The following is a 21,764-nucleotide window of genomic DNA, read 5'->3' as shown; positions in this document are numbered from 1 at the left end:
ACTGTATTAATATATACTTTTTAGTTTGTATATTCTGTATAAAATTAAGTAGCTCAAGTGATGGATAAAAAAGCATTATTGGAACTAAGTAATGGGTCAAAGATTGATCTGCCCGTATTAAGTGGAACAGTAGGTCCTGACGTGTTAAATATTAAGGATTTATATAAGACGACGGGATTATTCACTTATGATCCGGGGTTTGTTTCCACAGCTTCATGCTCTTCCACAATTACATTCATTGATGGAGATGAAGGAGTTCTTAAGTATAGGGGACATGATATAGCTGATTTGGCAGAGAATAATAGTTTTACTGCTGTGATTTATTTATTGCTCTATGGTGAACTACCCAGTTCAGAGCAACACAAAAAATTTCTTCTCAAAATACAAGAATCATCCAAAGTATCAGAGCAAGTTACAAATGTAATTAAAGCATTTCCAAAGACTGCTCATCCTATGTCGATTTTAGTTGCATGTTTTGCAAATTTGTCAGCATCTTACCATGAAACACATGGCAACAATGTCAATGGTGAAGATTTAGATTTTGGAATTTCTGCAATAGCACAAGTTCCTGCAATTGTTGCAATGATTTATAGACATATCAACAATCAGGAATTCACAAATGCTAATAATAAATTAAGTTATAGTGAGAATTTCTTAAATATGATATTTGGCAGTGCTGTTAATAATACCCTTTTTGTAAAAGCTCTGGATAAAATATTTACTCTCCATGCTGATCATGAACAGAATGCTTCTACAGCAGCTGTCAGATTGGTAGGGTCAGCTGGTTCTAATCTATTTGCAAGCCTGTCTGTAGGAGTTGCTACACTTTGGGGTCCAGCACACGGTGGAGCTAATGAGGCAGTTATAAATATGCTCAAAGAGATAGAGCAAAGTGGAGGTGTAGATAGATTCATTCAGAAAGCTAAAAATGATAAAGATCCATTTAAGCTAATGGGATTTGGACATCGTGTTTATAAAAACTATGATCCGCGCGCGCTTATATTAAAGGATGCTTGTCATGAGATTTTAAGCAAACTAGAGCAAAACAATGAATTACTTGAAATTGCAAAAAAACTTGAAGAAATAGTTTTAAAGGATGAGTATTTTATTACACGTAAGTTGTATCCAAATGTTGATTTTTATTCAGGTATAATAATGAATGCTATTGGTATCCCTTCAAGTATGTTTACACTCATTTTTGCACTTGCAAGAACCACTGGTTGGGTTGCCCAGTGGTACGAAATGGTAAACGATAAAGAAACCAAGATTTGTAGGCCAAGGCAGCTCTACCTTGGCAAATAAACTTTCATTCACAATTCATCTTTGAATAGCCTAATTTCCTTTAGCTATAAAATACGACAAATTGGTTTTTTATTAGTTGATGTCTGCTTTTTTGCAGAACATTGGTCAGGCTGTGATATAGAAGGTTGGTTAAATGTTGTTTTGGGCTTATTAAAAGAAGGTCGTGCTGAAGAAAGGCCAAAGCCACTATCTTTAGCCGAAGCATCATCCCCACCTTTACCTTCACCATAGTAGTCGGGCCTAAGGAATTTGCTTGAGTTTTTAGCATGTGATTTACCTATAACTGAATTCTTAGGTGAATCACCAAAACCACTATCTGCACTTGTATCTGCACTTGGTCCATCCGTCCCTACTTTTTCAGGAGGGACAAGAATTTGTGGTTTCATATCTGGCACACGCGCAGGATTAATGGACAGTTTATAATCCTTATTGATTACAGAGCTCTCTGTGATCTTATTCATCACACAGTAAGAAATGTCTGGGTTAGCAAAATCTATTCCGTACAATCCTTTACTATCACTATTCAATAGAGACTTCTGCGAAGTATAAGCTTCAACATTATTTAATACATCCATACCAAACATATTATTAACGTGATTCACTTCCTCTTTTGTTAAATATCTATTACCATTACTACCACTTATAATAGGAATTAAAACTGAATCTTCATCACCCCCTAAGTAAGAGTTACGCACCATAAAATCAACTTGTATGTTTGCTTTACGAAGCAAATCAACCACTGCAAATTTCAGCATGTCAATAACTCCAATCTCGCCTTTTGGAGCATCAAAACAACGACATATCAAGGATGCTCTATGTTTTACTATGTCTTGAACAAACTTAAGATCATCAAAAACGCCTTTCTTTAAATATACATAATGCCCCTTCTCTTCTAAAAAACCCTTAAATCTTTTAGGACTATTTTCATAACTTTCCATTCTCGATGAGAATGATTTTACAAAAGAGTCTTTTAATTCTTGATCATCAAAGCCCTTACAGTATAAATAATATTTTCTGTCAAAACTCACATCGTATAAATTGTTTTCCACATAATCTGGACCTTTAGGATGATCGTCTATAATACTCTCTATTGTGAATCTTATAAGTTCATTAGCTAGCAAATATTTTAGATTACAAACTACCTCTTTTTCAATTGGCACTGAAAACCTATGTCTGCTATTATCTGTAGTCCATTTTCCTTGATTGAAGTTAAAAGGAAAAGAGTCTGTATAAAAAAGATCATTGGCAGCCTTTTCGACAAAAACTTTTTCATCCTCATCTTCATTATCTCCACAAAACTTTCCTACTATACTCTCTCTCATATTTTTCAAGTAGTCTTTGCGCTGACCAATATTCATATCTTTATCAAATGAGAGAACAACATGATCTTTTTCTATAGTGAGATTAGTAATAGCAGTATTATCAGAAAGAAGAACACTATTAAACGCTTTTACTAATTCTCGATTTATTTTACTTTTATTGGGCATAACGCCACCTCTCTAATTAATCAACATAATTACTTACCACTCCTACTGGTGCCCTGACCACTAGATTGATTTTTCTTTCTTTCCTCTTCACGTCTAATCATGTCTCTAAAATCATCTATTTTCTTTGGATCTATTTTGCTCAGATCAACCCTTCCTCCTCCTGGAGCAGTATTATCAAATACTCTTTTGCCTGAACCATTGTTACCATGCATATCAACCTCTAAATTAAATTATTATGTAATGAGTATATTAAGAATCAATTATTAGCACAAGCAGTTTTTTAACATAAATTTTATTCACCATTTTTATACTCCTGGATTCCAGACTGGGATGACAAGAGAAGAAGTGCTGGAATAACAACTTTTTAAATTAAGTTTTCTGGATCCCAGTGTCAGCTACTTGGATGACAACGGAGGGGCCACTTGCATGACAGCCTTTTAAAATTGGTATGACACCTTTTTGGTACACAACCTTTGGTGCATTATGCACTCAAGACAATGTCATTCCAGCACTTCCTCTCTTGTCATTCAAGTAGCCTCTTTGGTGTCATCAAGTAGCTCCTTTTAACGCTAATTCTGGATTAAGGAAGGAAGAAAGTATAGGAAATGGAAGGCTTTTTGGATTTCAAGGAATAGGAAATGAGAGTAGAAAAGATGTGAACCAAGAAATTAACGGGAGATCTATGGCGAGTATGTTCAATTTCAAGTCTATTTTTGAGGTAGCCAAAAATCGTCTCAATGATCGACCTTTTTCTCAGCAAAATCTTTTCATGTAGTGAAATTAATGCGTTTTTCATCCCCTTTTTCACCTTGGTAACAAGTTTCAAACCGCGGTTAAACAACTCTTGGAAAAGCTCTTTTTTAATATAGCCTTTATCACCAAACAAAAGACCGGTTAATTTCTTAGTTAGGTTTGCTACAGGCTCTCTATCGTCAACATTACCTCTTGTAAGCGTAAAAGCTTGAATTTCACCTTTCTCGTTAATTATCAAATGTAGTTTAAAGCCGAAAAACCAGCCATATGTACTCTTGCTTAATTTTGCAATTCCAGCAAAAACCTTATTTCTTGATATTCTTTTTGCATGGCAAACTGCAATAGGAGTTGCATCTATGTATGAGATTCCAGTAAGTTCTGACCATCCGCAAAGGCACTGTAATAGCATGGCTAAATGCCACAAAACCCTGGGCTTTAGAGCAACAAACCTAGTGTATGAAGGCAACTTCGAAAACTCTGTTTGTAGAGCAATGTTGGGTAATGCAGGTAGAAAGCCTTAAAATTTTCACAGGGAGATTGCTGATACAGGAGGATTATTGTGATAATTTCCGAATGTGTAATTTCTGGCACTCTTGTGGGTTTTTACCGTTTGGTAGTAGTTTATCTGCAAAATTTTTCTCTATATCTCTGCAAAAATCATCGACCAGACAAAACAGTTTTGTTATATCTTCCATGGGTAACCTCATCTATTTTTTTCTATTTGTTGAGTTTACCCTACTCTCCTGACTTTTCTATTCTCTTTTTAATCCAGAATTAGCGTTGGAAGGGGAAAGAGAGGTAATAAATTTACACAAAGCGCATTCAAGCAGAACGATTGTATCGTAGATTTTATTGCGTAAAATGTTCTGTTTTATATATAACCAAAACCTCTCAACAGGATTGAGTTCAGGTGAGTATGGTGGTAGGTATATAATTTCGATATTTTTAGGTGCCTTTAAATTTTTTGACTTATGCCAACTAGCGCAATCCATCAAGAGAAAAGCCTTTCGTATTCCTAAATATTGCGACATCTGTTCAAGGAATATATTTATACAATCAGTGTTGACGTTTGGTGCAAATAAGCTAAAATTCTCTCCATTTCTGGGATTAACTGCACTATAGAGATAAAAATTTTCCCTACCTAATTTTACCTTAACCTGTGTCCTACTGCCTTTTTTAAACCACCCATGTCCAACTTTCGAATGTGTACCAAACCGTGATTCATCGAAGAAAAATAGCTCTTTTTCAGAATGCATGACAATAGTTTCATTGAGGTTTTTTTTTAAACTCCTCTTGCTTGTTTTTATCTTGTCCACTATGAACTGGTCTTGGTGTGATATATGAGAATTTCATTCTTTGCATATTACGATGTATTGCGGATTTTCTGATATTCAAACCAAATCTTTCTTGGATTCTTATTCTCATTTCTCTAATAGTAATATTGGGGTTTTCCTCTATCCACAACTCAATTCGTTCAAGTTGACTTTGGTTCAATATAGTTTTTCTACGGCGTTGAGGTGGAGCAAATAATTTTTCTTCTCTTCCAAATTTTAGATGCTTTATCCATTCAGTCAAAGCAGTCCTTGAAATTTTACATATTCTTGCCACAGCGCTTATACTACTTTCTTTTCCTGCTATCACCGCTTGTAACTTTTTTGAAACATATGCGTTATTTCTGACCTTTTTTAACATTTCTTTCGCCAAATTTACAACTTTTTCGTCTAACAGTTTTGACCTTAATGCCATTTATACCTCTCTATTTTATCTACTCTAGTATCACTTCTTTCCCATTATTGTCTATCTGTTCTTTACATAGTGGGAACTGGTATAAGATGCTGGAATGGTCTATTTTTGAGATTTTATCAATAGATTGCTGCCTATCTTCTTGATTGCGCTCTTGATATAGTGTGACTTTTTTTTAAAGTAATTTTTAGCTGTTTTAGTCTATACCAAATTGAATTTATTCCAAATCCAAGATTTTGTTTCATCTCTGCCAGAGTATGATCTGGATTCTTTGTAACATATTCTTCGAGTATTTTTGGGTCTATTTTTCGAATAAAGCTACCGTTTTAGATGGCTTTAGGCTTTCACCAGCAGCTTTCTTTTTTAACCAGCGGTACAGCGTTGCTATTCCTATCTCCATGAGCTCTGCTATCTCAACCTTTGCCTTCCCTTTTTCTATCATCAATACTGCCTTTTCCCTTAAATCCACACTATATGCCATTATAACTCAAATACTTTATTATACCTTTATCATTTACTTTAGGAAATACTATACCAACATGAACTGATAATGCTTCCGCTATAACTTTTAATTTTTTAGTTGGAATGCCACATGTTCCTTGCTCGTATCTTAGCAACATATGATACTTTATACCTGTTTTCTCTACTAAATCTTTTAGGGTATACTTTTGTTTTAGCCTCCAGCTTCTTATTTTTTGTGCTATTTTGTATCTTGCAGGGCTAATGTTCTTTGTATTATTGTTCACTATTTTTACGGAAATAAACATATATACCCTGCTAGAAAATTTTTTGCTATAGCTTAACTTTATTGAGGAAAAGTTTCCGATTGTTTAAAGCTTTCGAGAGGTTTCTTTACTACCTCCACACACCCTATTAACCCATGATAATGCTTCATTATTACTAATCGCCTTTATTTCTTCTTTTACCTTTTCTTTACTCCACTTACCACTCCTAGGGAAACTTCCTTTTTCTACTGCTTCTGTGACTGTCATTCCTCCAAAAAAACACCCTTTTCCTATAGTTTCCCCTTTTTTTTGTAGTTCAGACCACATTTCTTTATCTGCTACTCTAATCTCTACTTGACGATCATTTCTTGCATTATGGCATATTACAATTTTTAGGCTACCAATACTTGTGGGAAATGCTACCTCAAAAGCACTATTGTCAGACACATCAACATAATTCCTTTCACCTTCTTTTCCACTTTTAACCTCAACCTTACTATTCCCAATTTCTATAACATCACCTCCTAATTTTACCTCTCCTGTGGTTAATCCTAAATTTTTTGTACCTTCCAATATTCTTGCAATATTTACCTTACTACTCTCAGAAAATTTCATAAAAAACGTCTGATTATCTATTTCCACGTCTTCTATGATTCCTTCATTTTCAATAGCACTTTCACCAATTTCTCTCAGTTCTTTTAGCAACTCATCTATCTGTGGACGAATCTCTTGATAGAGTTTGTTATGCATTTCAATTATTCCCTTATCCTGCAATAGATCGTAACTGAATATCGCTCCATTTAGCATTAATTCACATATTATATCTTCCTTCTCATTTTCTTTGCATTTGATCAAAGACATTTTCGATATCACCGTATCAGCAAAACTCTTCTGTCCTTCGCTATGCGCATTTATCCTTATTCCAGCGCTTAGTGCCTGGTCTATCACTTTGTTCAGTTCATCTACGCTTTTTGCCTTTACTACTCTACTTTTAAACCATCTTAATTCTGCATTTTCACTTGCACTTAGCTCTATCTTGCTTAAGGTTGGAATAAACGGATTTTGACGATTTGAAGATTTTGTGTTATAAATCTTACGTCCTTCTCCAAGATTGATTGATTTTTCAGAAGCATCGCTAGGGGAAGGCACACCTTCAGGATTCTCAAACCTGCTTTTATCATCAAATATTTTCGGATCAATCTCGTCTACAAATACAGGCTGCTGATTTTTTTTGCCAGTACGCCTTATACCTTCAATAGCACTATATAGTCCTTTTGGTAACTTTTTAGAATCAATGATTAACTCATAAGTATTTCCATCTGTATCATCAAATGATACTGTTTTTTTAGTAGTCATATAGCCTCCTATTAAGCATGTTATTCAAGTCTAAAGAGCAATTTATTGCTTTATAATTAACTTAATACGCAAATTATAAAAAGATCTTGTATATTTTGCAACTATTTCTAATAAAATAATAGCTTTATCAGGACTTTTATTCTTTAACTACAACTTAATATACAAACTATACAAAGATCTTTTATATTTTGTAATTCTCCAATATCTCTCTCCAGATTCTTGACTTAGTTTTCTTGCTACTGTGTGGTAGCCAAACTTCTCAAGCAATTGAAATTTGATTTATAACAACTCTCTTTCCTTAAAGCTGCAATATCCTTTGTCTGTCATAATAATGTGATCCTCTAACTCAATTCCCACTCCTTGACATGCTGACACTAATTCTCTAGTCATTACTTTATCATCTTCTGATGGTTCTAAACTCCCTCCTGGATGGTTATGAGCTAATATTATTGACGCTGCTTCCATTGATAACGCCTTTTTTACCACTTTCCTTTCAGATAGGTGTACTTCATCTATTGTACCAAAATACACTTCATCTCTTATCAAACGGTTCTGTTTATCCAAGTATATTATCTGGACAGCTTCTTTTGCTGAAAAGCCTATGTTTACCCTTACATACTCTATCAGCTTTTCTTGGCTATCCATTACTGGGCCTCTCTTTAATCCTTCTCTGAGTGCTCTTTTATAAGCTTCTTTAACACATTCAATTGCTGCAGCTGCATGTTCGGTCATTCCTTCTATCATTTTCAGATCATCGATTTCTCGTCCCAAAATTTCTCCTATTCCTGGACAATTATCCATTAGAGTTTTAGTAACATCTTGTGCTTGCTTTCTGTCGTGAACTGCTCCTAGAAGCACTGACACTATCTCACGATCAAATAGAGCACCTCCTCCTCCGCTTTGTAGTACTCTTTCTATTTCTTCTGTAAGTTTTTCACTATTATTCATAAAATATACTCCTCGTTAATAACAAATTATTTTTAATTATTTACTGCTGTTTTTTATCAGCATTGGCATAGAGCCATAGCTTTTGAGTGAAGTCAAATCAATTTTTCAATCTTTTTTACTTATTTTTTCATGGATAGGTAAAGATATTAATATATATTTGTTTTCAAGTTATGTAAAAAGGTTGTTGTTAATCAATTATTTTAGAAATAACATCAGTAGAAAAACCTAACTGAAGTAAATTATTTGCAACTTTCATTTCCTCTATTTTGTAAATCTTTTCTTTGTAAATTTGCTTTCTTTGCAAGAAAAATTCTGCCCATATATTTAGCTCATCTCGTGATTCTTGATTGTCAATTTTTCTATATTCCCTCGCCCAACTTAATAAATCATTTTCTGCTTCACCATCTTCATAATTATCTTCTTCCTTTATCAGATCTTCAGCATTCACTGATAATTCTCTTGCTATCTCCCACAACCTTTCACTTAAAAGAGTAACACTACCTTGCTCATAATGATGTATCTGTGAGGGACCTACATCTAGCTTTTTTGCTAATTCTTCTTGTGTATAGCCTCTGATTATTCTCCACTTCTTGATCTCTTGTCCTCCATTTTGACTTGTACAGCCGATACTATCTTTATCAGCATATTCTTCAGTTGATAAGCCCGTTGCTCGATAGATAATGTCATTATCAAACTCTGCCTTAACTAGATTCTTTGCAATTCTTATTCTTGCTGCTTTGATATTACTTTCCTTTTCAGCTTGAATAGATTGGGTCAAAGCATAAACCACCTTGCGTAGTTCTCGCTCTCCTATTTGTATGTATCTTTGCATTAGATTATACATTGCTTGTTCCTTAGCTTTATCAAAACAGCTATTTTCTCTTAGCACCTTTCGTTTGGGAAATAGATTTCTAATAGGAACTGATAATGCATCTGCTAATATTTTTAACTTCCCAATTGGAATGCCACATGCTCCTTGCTCATATCTTAGCAGCGTATGATAGTTTATGTTTACTTTGCCTGCTAAATCTTTCAGAGTATATTTTCTCTTTAACCTCCAGCTTCTTACTTTGTGTTCTATCTGATACCTTATCGAGATGTTTGTCATAAATATTATACGGGTTAACATTACGTTTAATTGTTGAATATTTCTTCAGAATTGCGTATAATTATTAATGCTTTTTATCTTACTTTCTCATGGCTCTTTCTAAGTTTCTCGATCCAAAAAATGATGTTGCGTTTCGGCGTATCTTTGGTACTGAAAAGAATAAAGATATCCTCATTCACTTTCTAAATGATATTTTGAGCTTTACTGGCAAAAATGCAATACAGGATATAGAGTTTTTAAGTACTATTCAAGATCCTGATATTGCATCTAAAAAGCAAAGTATTGTTGATGTGCTATGTAGAGATTCTACAGGAGTGCAATGGATAATTGAGATGCAGGTCGCTAAAACCAAAGGCTTTGAAAAACGTGCCCAATACTACGCAGCTAAAGCTTACTCAAGACAAGCGGATAAAGGTGATCAATACCATGACCTTAAGGAAATTATCTTTATTGCTATAGCAGATTGTATACTATTTCCGGATAAGGCTGAGTATAAATCAAAACACACCATTCGGGATGAAGATACTAATGAACATGATCTAAAAGATTTTTATTTTGTATTTATTGAGCTGCCTAAATTTCCAAAAACCAAAGAAGATCAGCTTTCAAGTATAGTTGAAAAATGGGTCTACTTTTTTAGATATGCAGATGAAACTAGTGAAGAAGAGTTAGAAAGAATAATAGGAAGTGATCTAATAATTAAAAGAGCATATGAAGAACTCAATAGGTTCAACTGGTCAGAAAAAGAATTTATTGCCTATGAACAAGAGATCAAGCGTATTCGTGATGAACAGGCTGTCCTTGCTCAAAAACTTGATGATGCTAAACATGAAGGTAGACAAGAAGGTAGACAAGAAGGTATTCAAATCGGCGAGGAAAGGGGTATTCAAATCGGCGAAGAAAGAGGTAGAGAAGAAGGTGAAATGAAAGCTAAAATAGCAGTGGCACAGAACCTACTTAAAGCTGGAGTTTCAGTTGATATTATCTCACAGTCTACTGGCTTATCTATAGATGAAATAAAAAAACTTTAAAAGTAATATTTTCATTGTTATGGTCACTATCTTAAAATAGTATTAACTATACTTTTTCCAGAATAGAAAGCACTTGAATGGTCTACAAATAGATGCCTTACTGTGAGTGGTATAAGGTAAAAGAATTTAGTTATCCTCTTCCTTTATAACCCACAGCACTTTCTGTAGAAACAGAACTCAAATTTGTATTAGGTTCGCCATCTCCATAAAGAATATTACCTTTTGTTATTGCTTTCTCAACAGTTGAGTGGATAGTATCTATCCTTTCCTTCATAATTTTATCCTTGGACAATAAATCTACTGAGTATCTTTGCTTTTCCTTGGTGTATAGTCTAATAGCAAGATCAGCTCACATTACAGTACTATTTACTATGTCACTATTTATCTCTGGTAGTGCTATATTTCGATTTTCGCCTTGATTATCTACTGTAGGCATGCTGTAACTGAAATTATTTTGATCATAAAACTGATTCTGAATTACAGGCTTAGCTTCATCATCTTGAGGATAAATTTTATTAGATTGTTGTGCCTCAAACCATTTACCTATAGAATTTCTCACCCAACCAATCAAGTTGTTTATAAATGAAGTTGGTCTGCTAGCTGCACTCTTTACATTACCTTCTATATCTCTTCTATTCCTTATGAAGGATTTCACACTTGTCTCAGTCGAATTACTTGCCTCAGTTGCCTCAGTAGAATTGTTGAAACTATTGATAATATTAGCAGTATTGTTTCTATACTCTTCTTTTAAATCATCAAAACTTCTTACATTATTTAACTCATCCTTTATTGTTACTTCTTTATTTGCAAATCTAATAGTTAGTGTTTCCATTTCTTTGTTTTTATAAAATTCACTGAGTATCAAACTTGCATTGTTATTAAAGGTCATTATTAGATCGTTTTCTAATTTACTGAAAGTATAATCTTCAATTTTCTGTGATATAATAACCTTATTATTCTTATCTACGTTTTCTGCCGCTATTCTAATGATTTCCTCGTTGTGATCGAATACTAAAGGTAGTGGTCTTAACTTAAATTCCTCTATTTTCATTGGTACGTGATTCATAATTACATGTAATCTGTCATACCAATTTGGTAATAGACCATTCTTTAATCTTATACCAATTCTCATTATTAATGAACCAAATAAGAAGCATAGCAGAGTTGTTTAACCGTGGAAGGGGAAAGAGAGGTAATAAATTTACACAAAGCGCATTCAAGCAGAACAATTGTATCGTAGATTTTATTGCGTAAAATGTTCTGTTTTATATATAACCAAAACCTCTCAACAGGATTGAGTTCAGGTGAGTATGGTGGTAGGTATATAATTTCGATATTTTTAGGTGCCTTTAAATTTTTTGACTTATGCCAACTAGCGCAATCCATCAAGAGAAAAGCCTTTCGTATTCCTAAATATTGCGACATCTGTTCAAGGAATATATTTATACAATCAGTGTTGACGTTTGGTGCAAATAAGCTAAAATTCTCTCCATTTCTGGGATTAACTGCACTATAGAGATAAAAATTTTCCCTACCTAATTTTACCTTAACCTGTGTCCTACTGCCTTTTTTAAACCACCCATGTCCAACTTTCGAATGTGTACCAAACCGTGATTCATCGAAGAAAAATAGCTCTTTTTCAGAATGCATGACAATAGTTTCATTGAGTTTTTTTTTAAACTCCTCTTGCTTGTTTTTATCTTGTCCACTATGAACTGGTCTTGGTGTGATATATGAGAATTTCATTCTTTGCATATTACGATGTATTGCGGATTTTCTGATATTCAAACCAAATCTTTCTTGGATTCTTATTCTCATTTCTCTAATAGTAATATTGGGGTTTTCCTCTATCCACAACTCAATTCGTTCAAGTTGACTTTGGTTCAATATAGTTTTTCTACGGCGTTGAGGTGGAGCAAATAATTTTTCTTCTCTTCCAAATTTTATGTGCTTTATCCATGTAGTAATTGCCTTTCTCGAAATGCAACATATTTTTGCTACAGCTGTTATACTGTGCTTTTTTGCTGCAATTACAGCATTTAGTTTTTTTGCAACATACGCATTATTTCTTACTCTCTTCAGCATCTCTTTTGCTGATTTCACCACTTTTTCATCCAATAATTTTGATCTTAATGCCATCTAAACCTCGCTATTTTACTTACTTCAGTATGGCTTTTTTCCATTATTTTCTATTCGTTGCTTGTATAGCGGGAATTGGTATAACTTCTCTTCTTTTTCGCTCACTAGATGAATCTGATAAGCACTCTTCTGCTAAAATTTCAAGTCGAAACCACTCTGGATCAGGACTATTACGCATCCCCGTTAAAGCTTCTTTTATTTCCTCTAAATTACTTCTAAGAATTTTAGGAAATGCTCGTTTCAAATTGTCCTCTAAATAAAAAATAAAATCAGGATGAACATCATTCCAATCCAATCTTTCAAAAATCCCAACTTGTTGATCAGGATCCAACTTTTCTATATATTCGAGTAAAGGGTCTAATAAATCTTTATTTTCAGAAGCAGCAAGTTGTACTAGGTAAGGTTGGTAATAATCAGAGCTACTGCGTGCTTCACCTATAATATTCATGATCTGATCGTTAGTCATGTCTTCAAGTAAAATATCAACTGTTCCTGGATTATCATTTATTGCCAAGAATAAAGGAGACCCGTGTTTTCCAATATTGTCTGGATTAATAATTTCAATCAATCTACTGAGCTCTTTATCTTTTACGTACTTGAGTAAAAGTTCAATTATATTTGTGTTATCGTTTTCAATTGCTAAACATAATGGTAAATTACCTTCTTGATCTAAAGTATTAATGGTTCTAATCAGATCGTTTAAATTTTCTTCTCTACTGTTTAATAAAACCTCGGCTATTTTATCAAAACCTTCCTTGGCTGCTATATGCAATACTGTATTTTTATTCCCATTATTAATACTTTCTATAGCTTTAAACATATCATCACCATTTGCTCCTTTTTCTAAAAGCAATTCAGCTATCTTCCATTCATTAGTCTCATCAGCGTAACTTAAAGGTCTCCAACCAAAAATGTTATCAGTAGCACTAACATCTACTACATCTTTATTTTCTAATAGAATTTTGACAATACCATAATAACCATAAGCAGCAGCTAAATGAAGTGGTGTTCTTCCTCCTCTATCAGTGGTGTTAATAATACTGCTGTCTTGTTCTAATAAATTTTTAACTTTTTCTTCATCATTACTTAAGACTGCATTATGTATTGTATACTTATTTTCTCCTTCTTTATCTTTAGCCAACATAAGATCAAAGAAATGCCTTATTACTTCATTTTCCCTGTTAAATATATACTTAAGCAGAAAATCACGTATTGCCTGCTTTCTTACATCTTCTGATTCAGGTAGATTAACTGCCAAATTAGCTAATTTCTTTGCAGCAAAATATTCTGCAAATGTGCGGTGAACGAAAATAGGTTTGTTATCATCAGAAATCCTATCAATAATTCCATTCTTTTCATTAGCGTTCTTTATCATTTCTACTAAGTGATTCACTTTTTCTAAAATACCTTCTTCTGATTCGGAAAATAATTTTTTTAGTTCTTCTACTTTGAATAAAGTATATAAAGCCAATATTTTGTGATTTTCTATAAATTCTTCTCTTTCTTAATGACATTTCTCATATCTACATCATAAGTATTCATATTAGGCTTTTTTTCTCCAAAGCGAATTTCATCAAATTTAATCTTAACAAAGAGCTCATATAGAGTGGCTAAATTTAGCTTTTCGCTGAGTTTTTGTTTATATTCACTGGAAAGTTCTTTGGAACCAGAATGATAAAATTCTTTAAATGTGTCCTGGAAAACCTGAGCAATCATCATTGTATGTAAAGCTATACCCATAAACTTCTCTTCTCTATCTCTTGTAGATTCAGAAAATTTCTCTATTAGTTCATCCGTAAAAAGGTTGAAACGTTCGTCATCTAATCTATCAATCTTTAGCTTTAATTTTTTTTCCCAAAATCGCTTTAAAAACTTTTTTTTTGATTTTCTTTAGAAAAATCCTCTATTGCATAAGAAAATATATTCAATTTATCTTCTAGTTCACTCTGTATATAAGGATAGCGGCGAGTGGTTATCAATAGCTTTTCCACTTTTTTAGTGCTTTTCACAGTTTCCAGTAATTTAATAACTTTATCCTTATAATCAGGACTAATCTCATCAAATCCATCAAACATCAAAGCAATTTTTCTTTGATTATAGAAGTGATTAAATAACTCTACTTCTAATAAATTTAAATTCTTCACCTTTTCTTCAGAGTCTTTTAGATGTATTTTACCTTCTTCATCTATGCCTATTAGGCTAAGAACTTTATCTATCATTTGATTACGATCCTCATCATTCTGTTGTTCTTTTTTTTCAAAGAGTTTAAATCCTGCAGATCTATAAATGAATTTCACAGCTTCTACTTCATTGATGTCTATTTCATTTTCCTTCAACTTCCTCAATATACCCTGATGATCTAATAAATTAACTCTAACAATCCATAAAGAAGAAGGGTTAATTTCTTTTGTCTTCACTGCTAAATGAGTCAGTACAGTGGATTTACCCATACCAGGCTCCGCAGCAATAATTACTATTTTATCATTGAAACCTGTAATTTTTTCTGGTGTCAACTTGGATGGCTCGCTACTTATATCTATAAACTTCCGTAGCTTAGATAAAGAACCGTGAGATTTCTGCCATATAAAATTATCTATTTCATTTTTCTTGAGCCAATGAATATTACGTCCTCCTTACTTGTTGCATAGCTTACTAAAATTATCTTCTATATCAGAAACCAACACTATATCTTGATTTTGTTGAAGATCTGATTCGCTAACCTGGTCATTATTAGTAACAAAAAATTTAGACCTTTCCTTCTTAGGATCAGGATCCCTAAAATCTTTTTTAATCCTTATATGACTATAAAATTTCCTGAGAATATAATAATCCTTAACATCATCATACTTCTCATCTGTTAGTCCTTTTCCTATCTCTATTTTTTCATTATCAACCAGTTTTGAAAATACTTCATCATCAGAATCTATTAGATGTTTTGACTCATCATTTATTAATTTATCTAAACTTATTGACTCCCCTTGAAACGCTAATTCTGGATTAAGGAAGGAAGAAAGTATAAGAAATGGAAGGCTTTTTGGATTTCAAGGAATAGGAAATGAGAGTAGAAAAGATGTGAACCAAGAAATTAACGGGAGATCTATGGCGAGTATGTTCAATTTCAAGTCTATTTTTGAGGTAGCCAAAAATCGTCTCAATGATCGACCTTTTTCTCAGCAAAATCTTTTCATGTAGTGAAATTAATGCGTTTTTCATCCCCTTTTTCACCTTGGTAACAAGTTTCAAACCGCGGTTAAACAACTCTTGGAAAAGCTCTTTTTTAATATAGCCTTTATCACCAAACAAAAGACCGGTTAATTTCTTAGTTAGGTTTGCTACAGGCTCTCTATCGTCAACATTACCTCTTGTAAGCGTAAAAACGCTAATTCTGGATTAAAAAGAGAATAGAAAAGTCAGGAGAGTAGGGTAAACTCAACAAATAGAAAAAAATAGATGAGGTTACCCATGGAAGATATAACAAAACTGTTTTGTCTGGTCGATGATTTTTGCAGAGATATAGAGAAAAATTTTGCAGATAAACTACTGCCAAACGGTAAAAACCCACAAGAGTGCCAGAAATTACACATTCGGAAATTATCACAATAATCCTCCTGTATCAGCAATCTCCCTGTGAAAATTTTAAGGCTTTCTACCTGCATTACCTAACATTGCTCTACAAATCAGAGTTTTCGAAGTTGCCTTCATACACTAGGTTTGTTGCTCTAAAGCCCAGGGTTTTGTGGCATTTAGCCATGCTATTACAGTGCCTTTGCGGATGGTCAGAACTTACTGGAATCTCATACATAGATACAACTCCTATTGCAGTTTGCCATGCAAAAAGAATATCAAGAAATAAGGTTTTTGCTGGAATTGCAAAATTAAGCAAGAGTACATATGGCTGGTTTTTCGGCTTTAAACTACATTTGATAATTAACGAGAAAGGTGAAATTCAAGCTTTTACGCTTACAAGAGGTAATGTTGACGATAGAGAGCCTGTAGCAAACCTAACTAAGAAATTAACCGGTCTTTTGTTTGGTGATAAAGGCTATATTAAAAAAGAGCTTTTCCAAGAGTTGTTTAACCGCGGTTTGAAACTTGTTACCAAGGTGAAAAAGGGGATGAAAAACGCATTAATTTCACTACATGAAAAGATTTTGCTGAGAAAAAGGTCGATCATTGAGACGATTTTTGGCTACCTCAAAAATAGACTTGAAATTGAACATACTCGCCATAGATCTCCCGTTAATTTCTTGGTTCACATCTTTTCTACTCTCATTTCCTATTCCTTGAAATCCAAAAAGTCTTCCATTTCCTATACTTTCTTCCTTCCTTAATCCAGAATTAGCGTTAAAAGCTTGAATTTCACCTTTCTCGTTAATTATCAAATGTAGTTTAAAGCCGAAAAACCAGCCATATGTACTCTTGCTTAATTTTGCAATTCCAGCAAAAACCTTATTTCTTGATATTCTTTTTGCATGGCAAACTGCAATAGGAGTTGTATCTATGTATGAGATTCCAGTAAGTTCTGACCATCCGCAAAGGCACTGTAATAGCATGGCTAAATGCCACAAAACCCTGGGCTTTAGAGCAACAAACCTAGTGTATGAAGGCAACTTCGAAAACTCTGATTTGTAGAGCAATGTTAGGTAATGCAGGTAGAAAGCCTTAAAATTTTCACAGGGAGATTGCTGATACAGGAGGATTATTGTGATAATTTCCGAATGTGTAATTTCTGGCACTCTTGTGGGTTTTTACCGTTTGGCAGTAGTTTATCTGCAAAATTTTTCTCTATATCTCTGCAAAAATCATCGACCAGACAAAACAGTTTTGTTATATCTTCCATGGGTAACCTCATCTATTTTTTTCTATTTGTTGAGTTTACCCTACTCTCCTGACTTTTCTATTCTCTTTTTAATCCAGAATTAGCGTTCAAAGGACTTAAAGCTAAGTTTCCGATTTCACCCATAGAAAGAGCTTAGACAACCATCACTCTGCTAATGGCTAACGTCTTATTCTTCAATGAGAATCCCATTTTACGGTGCTTAAATCTATTCCCTCTTGTACCATTTCCAAAAGTGGGCTCATCTCTCTTAGCCGTCCAACATTTTTAGTAACAAGATCTGCTGCATATAGAACTTCATCTTTAGTTGTAAATCGGCCAAGGCCAAATCTAATTGATGAATGCTCAAGATCGTGGCCATTGTTTAGTGATCTTATGACATAAGAAGGTTCAAGAGATGCGGATGTGCATGCAGAACCAGAGCTTACTGCTAAATCCTTGATTGCCATGATAAGAGACTCACCCTCAACATAAGGAAAACTTAAGTTAAGGTTACCTGGAATCCTATTTTCGTAGTCACCATTTAAAACAACATCAGGAAATGCCTCTTTTATTTTGTTGTACAAAATATCTCTCAACTCTTCTAATTTGCTTGCTTCTATTTCCATTTCTTCTTTAGCGATACGTGCCGCTTCACCAAAACCAACTGCAAGGGGAGTAGGAACTGTTCCAGAGCGCATGCCTCTCTCCTGTCCACCACCACTAATTAGTGGCGTCAACCTAACACGAGGATTTTTTCTACGGACATATAATGCACCTATTCCCATAGGTCCATAAATTTTATGGCTAGAAAGGCTCATAAGATCAATGTTCATTTCATTTACGTCTATTGGAACTTTTCCAAAGCTTTGAGCAGCGTCTGTATGAAAAAATATATTATGCTTTCTACACATTGCACCAATTTCTTTGACAGGTTGCATTACTCCGATCTCATTATTTGCCATCATCACTGAAATCAGAATTGTTTTATCAGTGATTGCCTCCTCAAGTTTCAACAAATCTATAATTCCGTTTTGCCTAACGGACAAATATGTAACTTTAAAGCCTTCATTTTCCAGATGTCGACAAGAATCTAAAACGCACTTATGCTCCGTGCAGACAGTTATTATATGATTTCCCTTATTCTTATAAAAATGAGCAACACCTTTGATAGCCATGTTATTTGATTCGGTTGCACCCGAGGTAAAGACGATTTCTTTGCTGTCTGCATTCACTAAATCAGCAATGTGCTTCCTTGCTTTTTCTACTGCTTCCTCAGCTGTCCAACCAAATGAATGACTACGAGAGTGTGCATTACTAAACTCACCAAAATAAGGTATCATCACCTCCAAAACACGAGGATCTACTTTAGTAGTAGATTGATAATCGAGAAATATTGGTAATTTTATTTTAGCATTGCGTATTTTTTCCATATTCATAGTCAGGTTTCAGCATAGAAGTTACAATATTTAGTAGCACTAAAGCTTAATTTTTTCAAGATATAATCTTGCCTAAACGAAAGTTGTCAGCGCTCTCTCCTACGTTATTCCAGTGTCCCTGTAATGTCATTTTCTATGATCAGTAGTTTATGCAGCTAGGTCGAATACGAGCTAGGTAACCCTACTAGTGCTATCAGCTTCTTGACTCCCATCCATTAAGACTGCTACTCCATCAACTTTAGTACTGGGCTTTAACATCATATATGTAGCACCACCAACTGCTAGTCCTGTTGCTATAACTGCAACCACTGCTATTGGTGTAGAGGGTTTTGACTCAGCTGTAACTATTCCAGTTGCAGAAAGTGCTTTCGCTATTAAAACACCTGATAATGCAGTTGCACTACCGGCAAAAAAACCTTTCGCAATTGCTGATGTACGTTGTTTTTCCTCTTTAGCTAAATTCCTAGAAGCAGTTCTAGCATGATTTTTCACATTAACATAGGAGCCTTCACGTTTTTTTGGCGGAGTAAATACATAACCTCTTTGAACAGCCAAAGATGAAGGTGTCACTCCATAGTTATCTTTTATATTAACATTCGCACCGTTTTCTATGAGAGAGTTTACCACGTCTACATGGCCAATTATAAGAGCTAAATGTAAAGGAGTCCATCCCTCCTTATCTTCTTGTTCATTAATCCTGATTTCATCTTTTTCTAACAGAGCATCTACTACCTCTTTATAACCATTTTCAGCAGCTAAATGTAAAGGTGTCTTTTTATTTTTATCTTTTATATTAACATCTATCCCTTTTGTTACTATTAAAGCCTTTGTCAAGCTCGTATAGCCTAACTTAGCAGTTAAATGTAATAATGTGAATTCATTATCTCCAACTTCAAATTTATAATTTACATAAAAATTACTCTCTTCCCACTGTTTAAATACCTCTTCATTGCTTGCCTTTAGCTCTTCTTTTACTTTTTCAATTACGTTCCTCTTATCTAATTTATTATCACTATTAACCGTACTTAATATTTCCCGCCACTGCTGATAATTTATTGTCATAATTTTTACCCTAATCTTAAATAATTTATTTTAATTTTTAAATAATTAAAATAAGAAATCAATATTTATTTTAAATGAGCTTATAATCGAAATTGTGGGTAGCAAATTGAATCACAATGTTCGTATAGCTGCAACCCTGAAGCCATAGTATTTCCTAAAGTAAATGATAAAGGTATAATAAAGTATTTGAGTTATAATGGCATATAGTGTGGATTTAAGGGAAAAGGAAGTATTGATGATAGAAAAAGGGAAGGCAAAGGTTGAGATAGCAGAGCTCATGGAGATAGGAATAGCAACACTGTACCGCTGGTTAAAAAAGAAAGCTGCTGGTGAAAGCCTAAAGCCATCTAAAAACGGTAGCTTTATTCGAAAAATAGACCCAAAAATACTCGAAGAATATGTTACAAAGAATCCAGATCATACTCTGGCAGAGATGAAACAAAATCTTGGATTTGGAATAAATTCAATTTGGTATAGACTAAAACAGCTAAAAATTACTTTAAACGCTAATTCTGGATTAAAAAGAGAATAGAAAAGTCAGGAGAGTAGGGTAAACTCAACAAATAGAAAAAAATAGATGAGGTTACCCATGGAAGATATAACAAAACTGTTTTGTCTGGTCGATGATTTTTGCAGAGATATAGAGAAAAATTTTGCAGATAAACTACTGCCAAACGGTAAAAACCCACAAGAGTGCCAGAAATTACACATTCGGAAATTATCACAATAATCCTCCTGTATCAGCAATCTCCCTGTGAAAATTTTAAGGCTTTCTACCTGCATTACCTAACATTGCTCTACAAATCAGAGTTTTCGAAGTTGCCTTCATACACTAGGTTTGTTGCTCTAAAGCCCAGGGTTTTGTGGCATTTAGCCATGCTATTACAGTGCCTTTGCGGATGGTCAGAACTTACTGGAATCTCATACATAGATACAACTCCTATTGCAGTTTGCCATGCAAAAAGAATATCAAGAAATAAGGTTTTTGCTGGAATTGCAAAATTAAGCAAGAGTACATATGGCTGGTTTTTCGGCTTTAAACTACATTTGATAATTAACGAGAAAGGTGAAATTCAAGCTTTTACGCTTACAAGAGGTAATGTTGACGATAGAGAGCCTGTAGCAAACCTAACTAAGAAATTAACCGGTCTTTTGTTTGGTGATAAAGGCTATATTAAAAAAGAGCTTTTCCAAGAGTTGTTTAACCGCGGTTTGAAACTTGTTACCAAGGTGAAAAAGGGGATGAAAAACGCATTAATTTCACTACATGAAAAGATTTTGCTGAGAAAAAGGTCGATCATTGAGACGATTTTTGGCTACCTCAAAAATAGACTTGAAATTGAACATACTCGCCATAGATCTCCCGTTAATTTCTTGGTTCACATCTTTTCTACTCTCATTTCCTATTCCTTGAAATCCAAAAAGCCTTCCATTTCCTATACTTTCTTCCTTCCTTAATCCAGAATTAGCGTTTAAAGTAATTTTTAGCTGTTTTAGTCTATACCAAATTGAATTTATTCCAAATCCAAGATTTTGTTTCATCTCTGCCAGAGTATGATCTGGATTCTTTGTAACATATTCTTCGAGTATTTTTGGGTCTATTTTTCAAATAAAGCTACCGTTTTTAGATGGCTTTAGGCTTTCACCAGCAGCTTTCTTTTTTAACCAGCGGTACAGCGTTGCTATTCCTATCTCCATGAGCTCTGCTATCTCAACCTTTGCCTTCCCTTTTTCTATCATCAATACTTCCTTTTCCCTTAAATCCACACTATATGCCATTATAACTCAAATACTTTATTATACCTTTATCATTTACTTTAGGAAATACTATGGCTCTACAAATTGCCCTTAATAT

At 33.9% G+C, this 21,764-nt stretch carries 20 protein-coding genes and 6 pseudogenes; 5 read left to right on the top strand and 21 right to left on the bottom strand.

The features are described from left to right. Positions 1-60: 60 nt before the first annotated feature. Positions 61-1,302, top strand: a complete 1,242-nt coding sequence (locus O1Q06_RS06600; protein ID WP_410543168.1) for a citrate synthase — start codon at positions 61-63, stop codon at positions 1,300-1,302. A 44-nt stretch (positions 1,303-1,346) separates the two neighbouring features. On the opposite strand, the gene O1Q06_RS06595 is transcribed toward O1Q06_RS06600, so the two are convergent. The 10 genes and pseudogenes from O1Q06_RS06595 to O1Q06_RS06550 all read right to left on the bottom strand — a co-directional run bounded on the left by O1Q06_RS06595 (position 1,347) and on the right by O1Q06_RS06550 (position 9,422). Beyond that, positions 1,347-2,789: a hypothetical protein gene (locus O1Q06_RS06595; protein ID WP_410542467.1), complete on the bottom strand. Its 1,443-nt coding sequence runs from the start codon at positions 2,787-2,789 to the stop codon at positions 1,347-1,349. 29 nt (positions 2,790-2,818) lie between these two features. Further along, positions 2,819-3,001, bottom strand: coding sequence for a hypothetical protein (locus O1Q06_RS06590; RefSeq protein WP_213863843.1), 183 nt, complete (start codon positions 2,999-3,001; stop codon positions 2,819-2,821). A gap of 368 nt (positions 3,002-3,369) precedes the next feature. Then, a pseudogene (locus tag O1Q06_RS06585) lies at positions 3,370-4,237 on the bottom strand (IS982 family transposase). A 57-nt stretch (positions 4,238-4,294) separates the two neighbouring features. Beyond that, positions 4,295-5,288, bottom strand: a protein-coding gene (locus O1Q06_RS06580; protein WP_410542466.1) for an IS630 family transposase whose coding sequence is annotated in 2 segments (ribosomal slippage) — positions 4,295-4,825 and positions 4,827-5,288 — 993 coding nt in all. Because the reading frame shifts where the segments join, the coding sequence is not laid out codon by codon here. 131 nt (positions 5,289-5,419) lie between these two features. Further along, on the bottom strand, positions 5,420-5,539 hold the full coding sequence (locus O1Q06_RS06575; RefSeq protein ID WP_264330464.1) for a hypothetical protein: 120 nt from the start codon (positions 5,537-5,539) through the stop codon (positions 5,420-5,422). 47 nt (positions 5,540-5,586) lie between these two features. Next, positions 5,587-5,766 (bottom strand): IS630 transposase-related protein, encoded by a 180-nt coding sequence (locus O1Q06_RS06570; RefSeq protein WP_410542246.1) that lies wholly within the window; start codon positions 5,764-5,766, stop codon positions 5,587-5,589. Next, positions 5,756-6,031 (bottom strand): helix-turn-helix domain-containing protein, encoded by a 276-nt coding sequence (locus O1Q06_RS06565; RefSeq protein WP_410542465.1) that lies wholly within the window; start codon positions 6,029-6,031, stop codon positions 5,756-5,758. The genes O1Q06_RS06570 and O1Q06_RS06565 overlap by 11 nt, the downstream gene beginning before the upstream one ends. A gap of 84 nt (positions 6,032-6,115) precedes the next feature. Next, a complete protein-coding gene (locus tag O1Q06_RS06560; RefSeq protein WP_410542464.1) occupies positions 6,116-7,366 on the bottom strand; it encodes a hypothetical protein in 1,251 nt (416 codons plus the stop codon). Positions 7,367-7,645: 279 nt separating this feature from the next. Beyond that, positions 7,646-8,314, bottom strand: a complete 669-nt coding sequence (locus tag O1Q06_RS06555; RefSeq protein ID WP_410542261.1) for a JAB domain-containing protein — start codon at positions 8,312-8,314, stop codon at positions 7,646-7,648. Between the two features lie 187 nt (positions 8,315-8,501). Beyond that, complete coding sequence (locus tag O1Q06_RS06550) at positions 8,502-9,422, bottom strand: helix-turn-helix domain-containing protein (protein ID WP_410542228.1); 921 nt, start codon at positions 9,420-9,422, stop codon at positions 8,502-8,504. Positions 9,423-9,511: 89 nt separating this feature from the next. Between O1Q06_RS06550 and O1Q06_RS06545 the strand changes: the two genes are divergently transcribed. Continuing rightward, entirely contained in the window at positions 9,512-10,453 is a 942-nt protein-coding gene (locus O1Q06_RS06545) for an Rpn family recombination-promoting nuclease/putative transposase (protein WP_410542463.1), read from the top strand. Positions 10,454-10,583: 130 nt separating this feature from the next. Here O1Q06_RS06545 and O1Q06_RS06540 read toward each other — a convergent pair whose 3' ends face one another. The 7 genes and pseudogenes from O1Q06_RS06540 to O1Q06_RS06510 all read right to left on the bottom strand — a co-directional run. Next, a complete protein-coding gene (locus tag O1Q06_RS06540; RefSeq protein ID WP_410542462.1) occupies positions 10,584-10,727 on the bottom strand; it encodes a hypothetical protein in 144 nt (47 codons plus the stop codon). Positions 10,728-10,802: 75 nt separating this feature from the next. Next, positions 10,803-11,585: a hypothetical protein gene (locus O1Q06_RS06535; protein WP_410542461.1), complete on the bottom strand. Its 783-nt coding sequence runs from the start codon at positions 11,583-11,585 to the stop codon at positions 10,803-10,805. 2 nt (positions 11,586-11,587) lie between these two features. Further along, positions 11,588-12,592: an IS630 family transposase gene (locus tag O1Q06_RS06530; protein ID WP_410542460.1), complete on the bottom strand. Its 1,005-nt coding sequence runs from the start codon at positions 12,590-12,592 to the stop codon at positions 11,588-11,590. Positions 12,593-12,635: 43 nt separating this feature from the next. Further along, positions 12,636-14,063, bottom strand: a complete 1,428-nt coding sequence (locus O1Q06_RS06525) for an ankyrin repeat domain-containing protein (RefSeq protein ID WP_410542459.1) — start codon at positions 14,061-14,063, stop codon at positions 12,636-12,638. Between the two features lie 14 nt (positions 14,064-14,077). After that, on the bottom strand, positions 14,078-14,332 hold the full coding sequence (locus tag O1Q06_RS06520) for a hypothetical protein (RefSeq protein ID WP_410542458.1): 255 nt from the start codon (positions 14,330-14,332) through the stop codon (positions 14,078-14,080). A gap of 125 nt (positions 14,333-14,457) precedes the next feature. Next, positions 14,458-15,105 carry a hypothetical protein gene (locus O1Q06_RS06515; RefSeq protein WP_410542457.1) on the bottom strand — a complete coding sequence of 216 codons (648 nt, stop codon included), beginning with the start codon at positions 15,103-15,105 and terminating at the stop codon, positions 14,458-14,460. A 484-nt stretch (positions 15,106-15,589) separates the two neighbouring features. After that, a pseudogene (locus O1Q06_RS06510) lies at positions 15,590-15,976 on the bottom strand (transposase); the annotation flags it as partial. A gap of 78 nt (positions 15,977-16,054) precedes the next feature. Here O1Q06_RS06510 and O1Q06_RS06505 point away from each other — a divergent pair. Next, a pseudogene (locus tag O1Q06_RS06505) lies at positions 16,055-16,923 on the top strand (IS982 family transposase). Here O1Q06_RS06505 and O1Q06_RS06500 read toward each other — a convergent pair. The 3 genes and pseudogenes from O1Q06_RS06500 to O1Q06_RS06490 all read right to left on the bottom strand — a co-directional run. Beyond that, positions 16,924-17,432, bottom strand: a pseudogene (locus tag O1Q06_RS06500) (transposase); the annotation flags it as partial. It abuts the pseudogene before it with no gap. Between the two features lie 173 nt (positions 17,433-17,605). Next, positions 17,606-18,847 carry an IscS subfamily cysteine desulfurase gene (locus tag O1Q06_RS06495; RefSeq protein ID WP_410542456.1) on the bottom strand — a complete coding sequence of 414 codons (1,242 nt, stop codon included), beginning with the start codon at positions 18,845-18,847 and terminating at the stop codon, positions 17,606-17,608. Positions 18,848-19,018: 171 nt separating this feature from the next. Further along, complete coding sequence (locus O1Q06_RS06490) at positions 19,019-19,909, bottom strand: ankyrin repeat domain-containing protein (protein WP_410542455.1); 891 nt, start codon at positions 19,907-19,909, stop codon at positions 19,019-19,021. Positions 19,910-20,105: 196 nt separating this feature from the next. Between O1Q06_RS06490 and O1Q06_RS06485 the strand changes: the two genes are divergently transcribed. Next, on the top strand, positions 20,106-20,441 hold the full coding sequence (locus O1Q06_RS06485; RefSeq protein WP_410542454.1) for an IS630 transposase-related protein: 336 nt from the start codon (positions 20,106-20,108) through the stop codon (positions 20,439-20,441). A 57-nt stretch (positions 20,442-20,498) separates the two neighbouring features. Beyond that, positions 20,499-21,367 (top strand): annotated as a pseudogene (locus tag O1Q06_RS06480) (IS982 family transposase). A 45-nt stretch (positions 21,368-21,412) separates the two neighbouring features. Here O1Q06_RS06480 and O1Q06_RS06475 read toward each other — a convergent pair. Continuing rightward, a pseudogene (locus O1Q06_RS06475) lies at positions 21,413-21,649 on the bottom strand (IS630 transposase-related protein); the annotation flags it as partial. Positions 21,650-21,764: the final 115 nt, after the last annotated feature.

Source organism: Wolbachia endosymbiont of Tetranychus urticae (assembly GCF_046529255.1).
Lineage (GTDB): Bacteria > Pseudomonadota > Alphaproteobacteria > Rickettsiales > Anaplasmataceae > Wolbachia.
The sequence above is the reverse complement of the archived record's forward strand: the minus strand, read 5'-3'. Positions and strand labels throughout refer to the sequence as shown.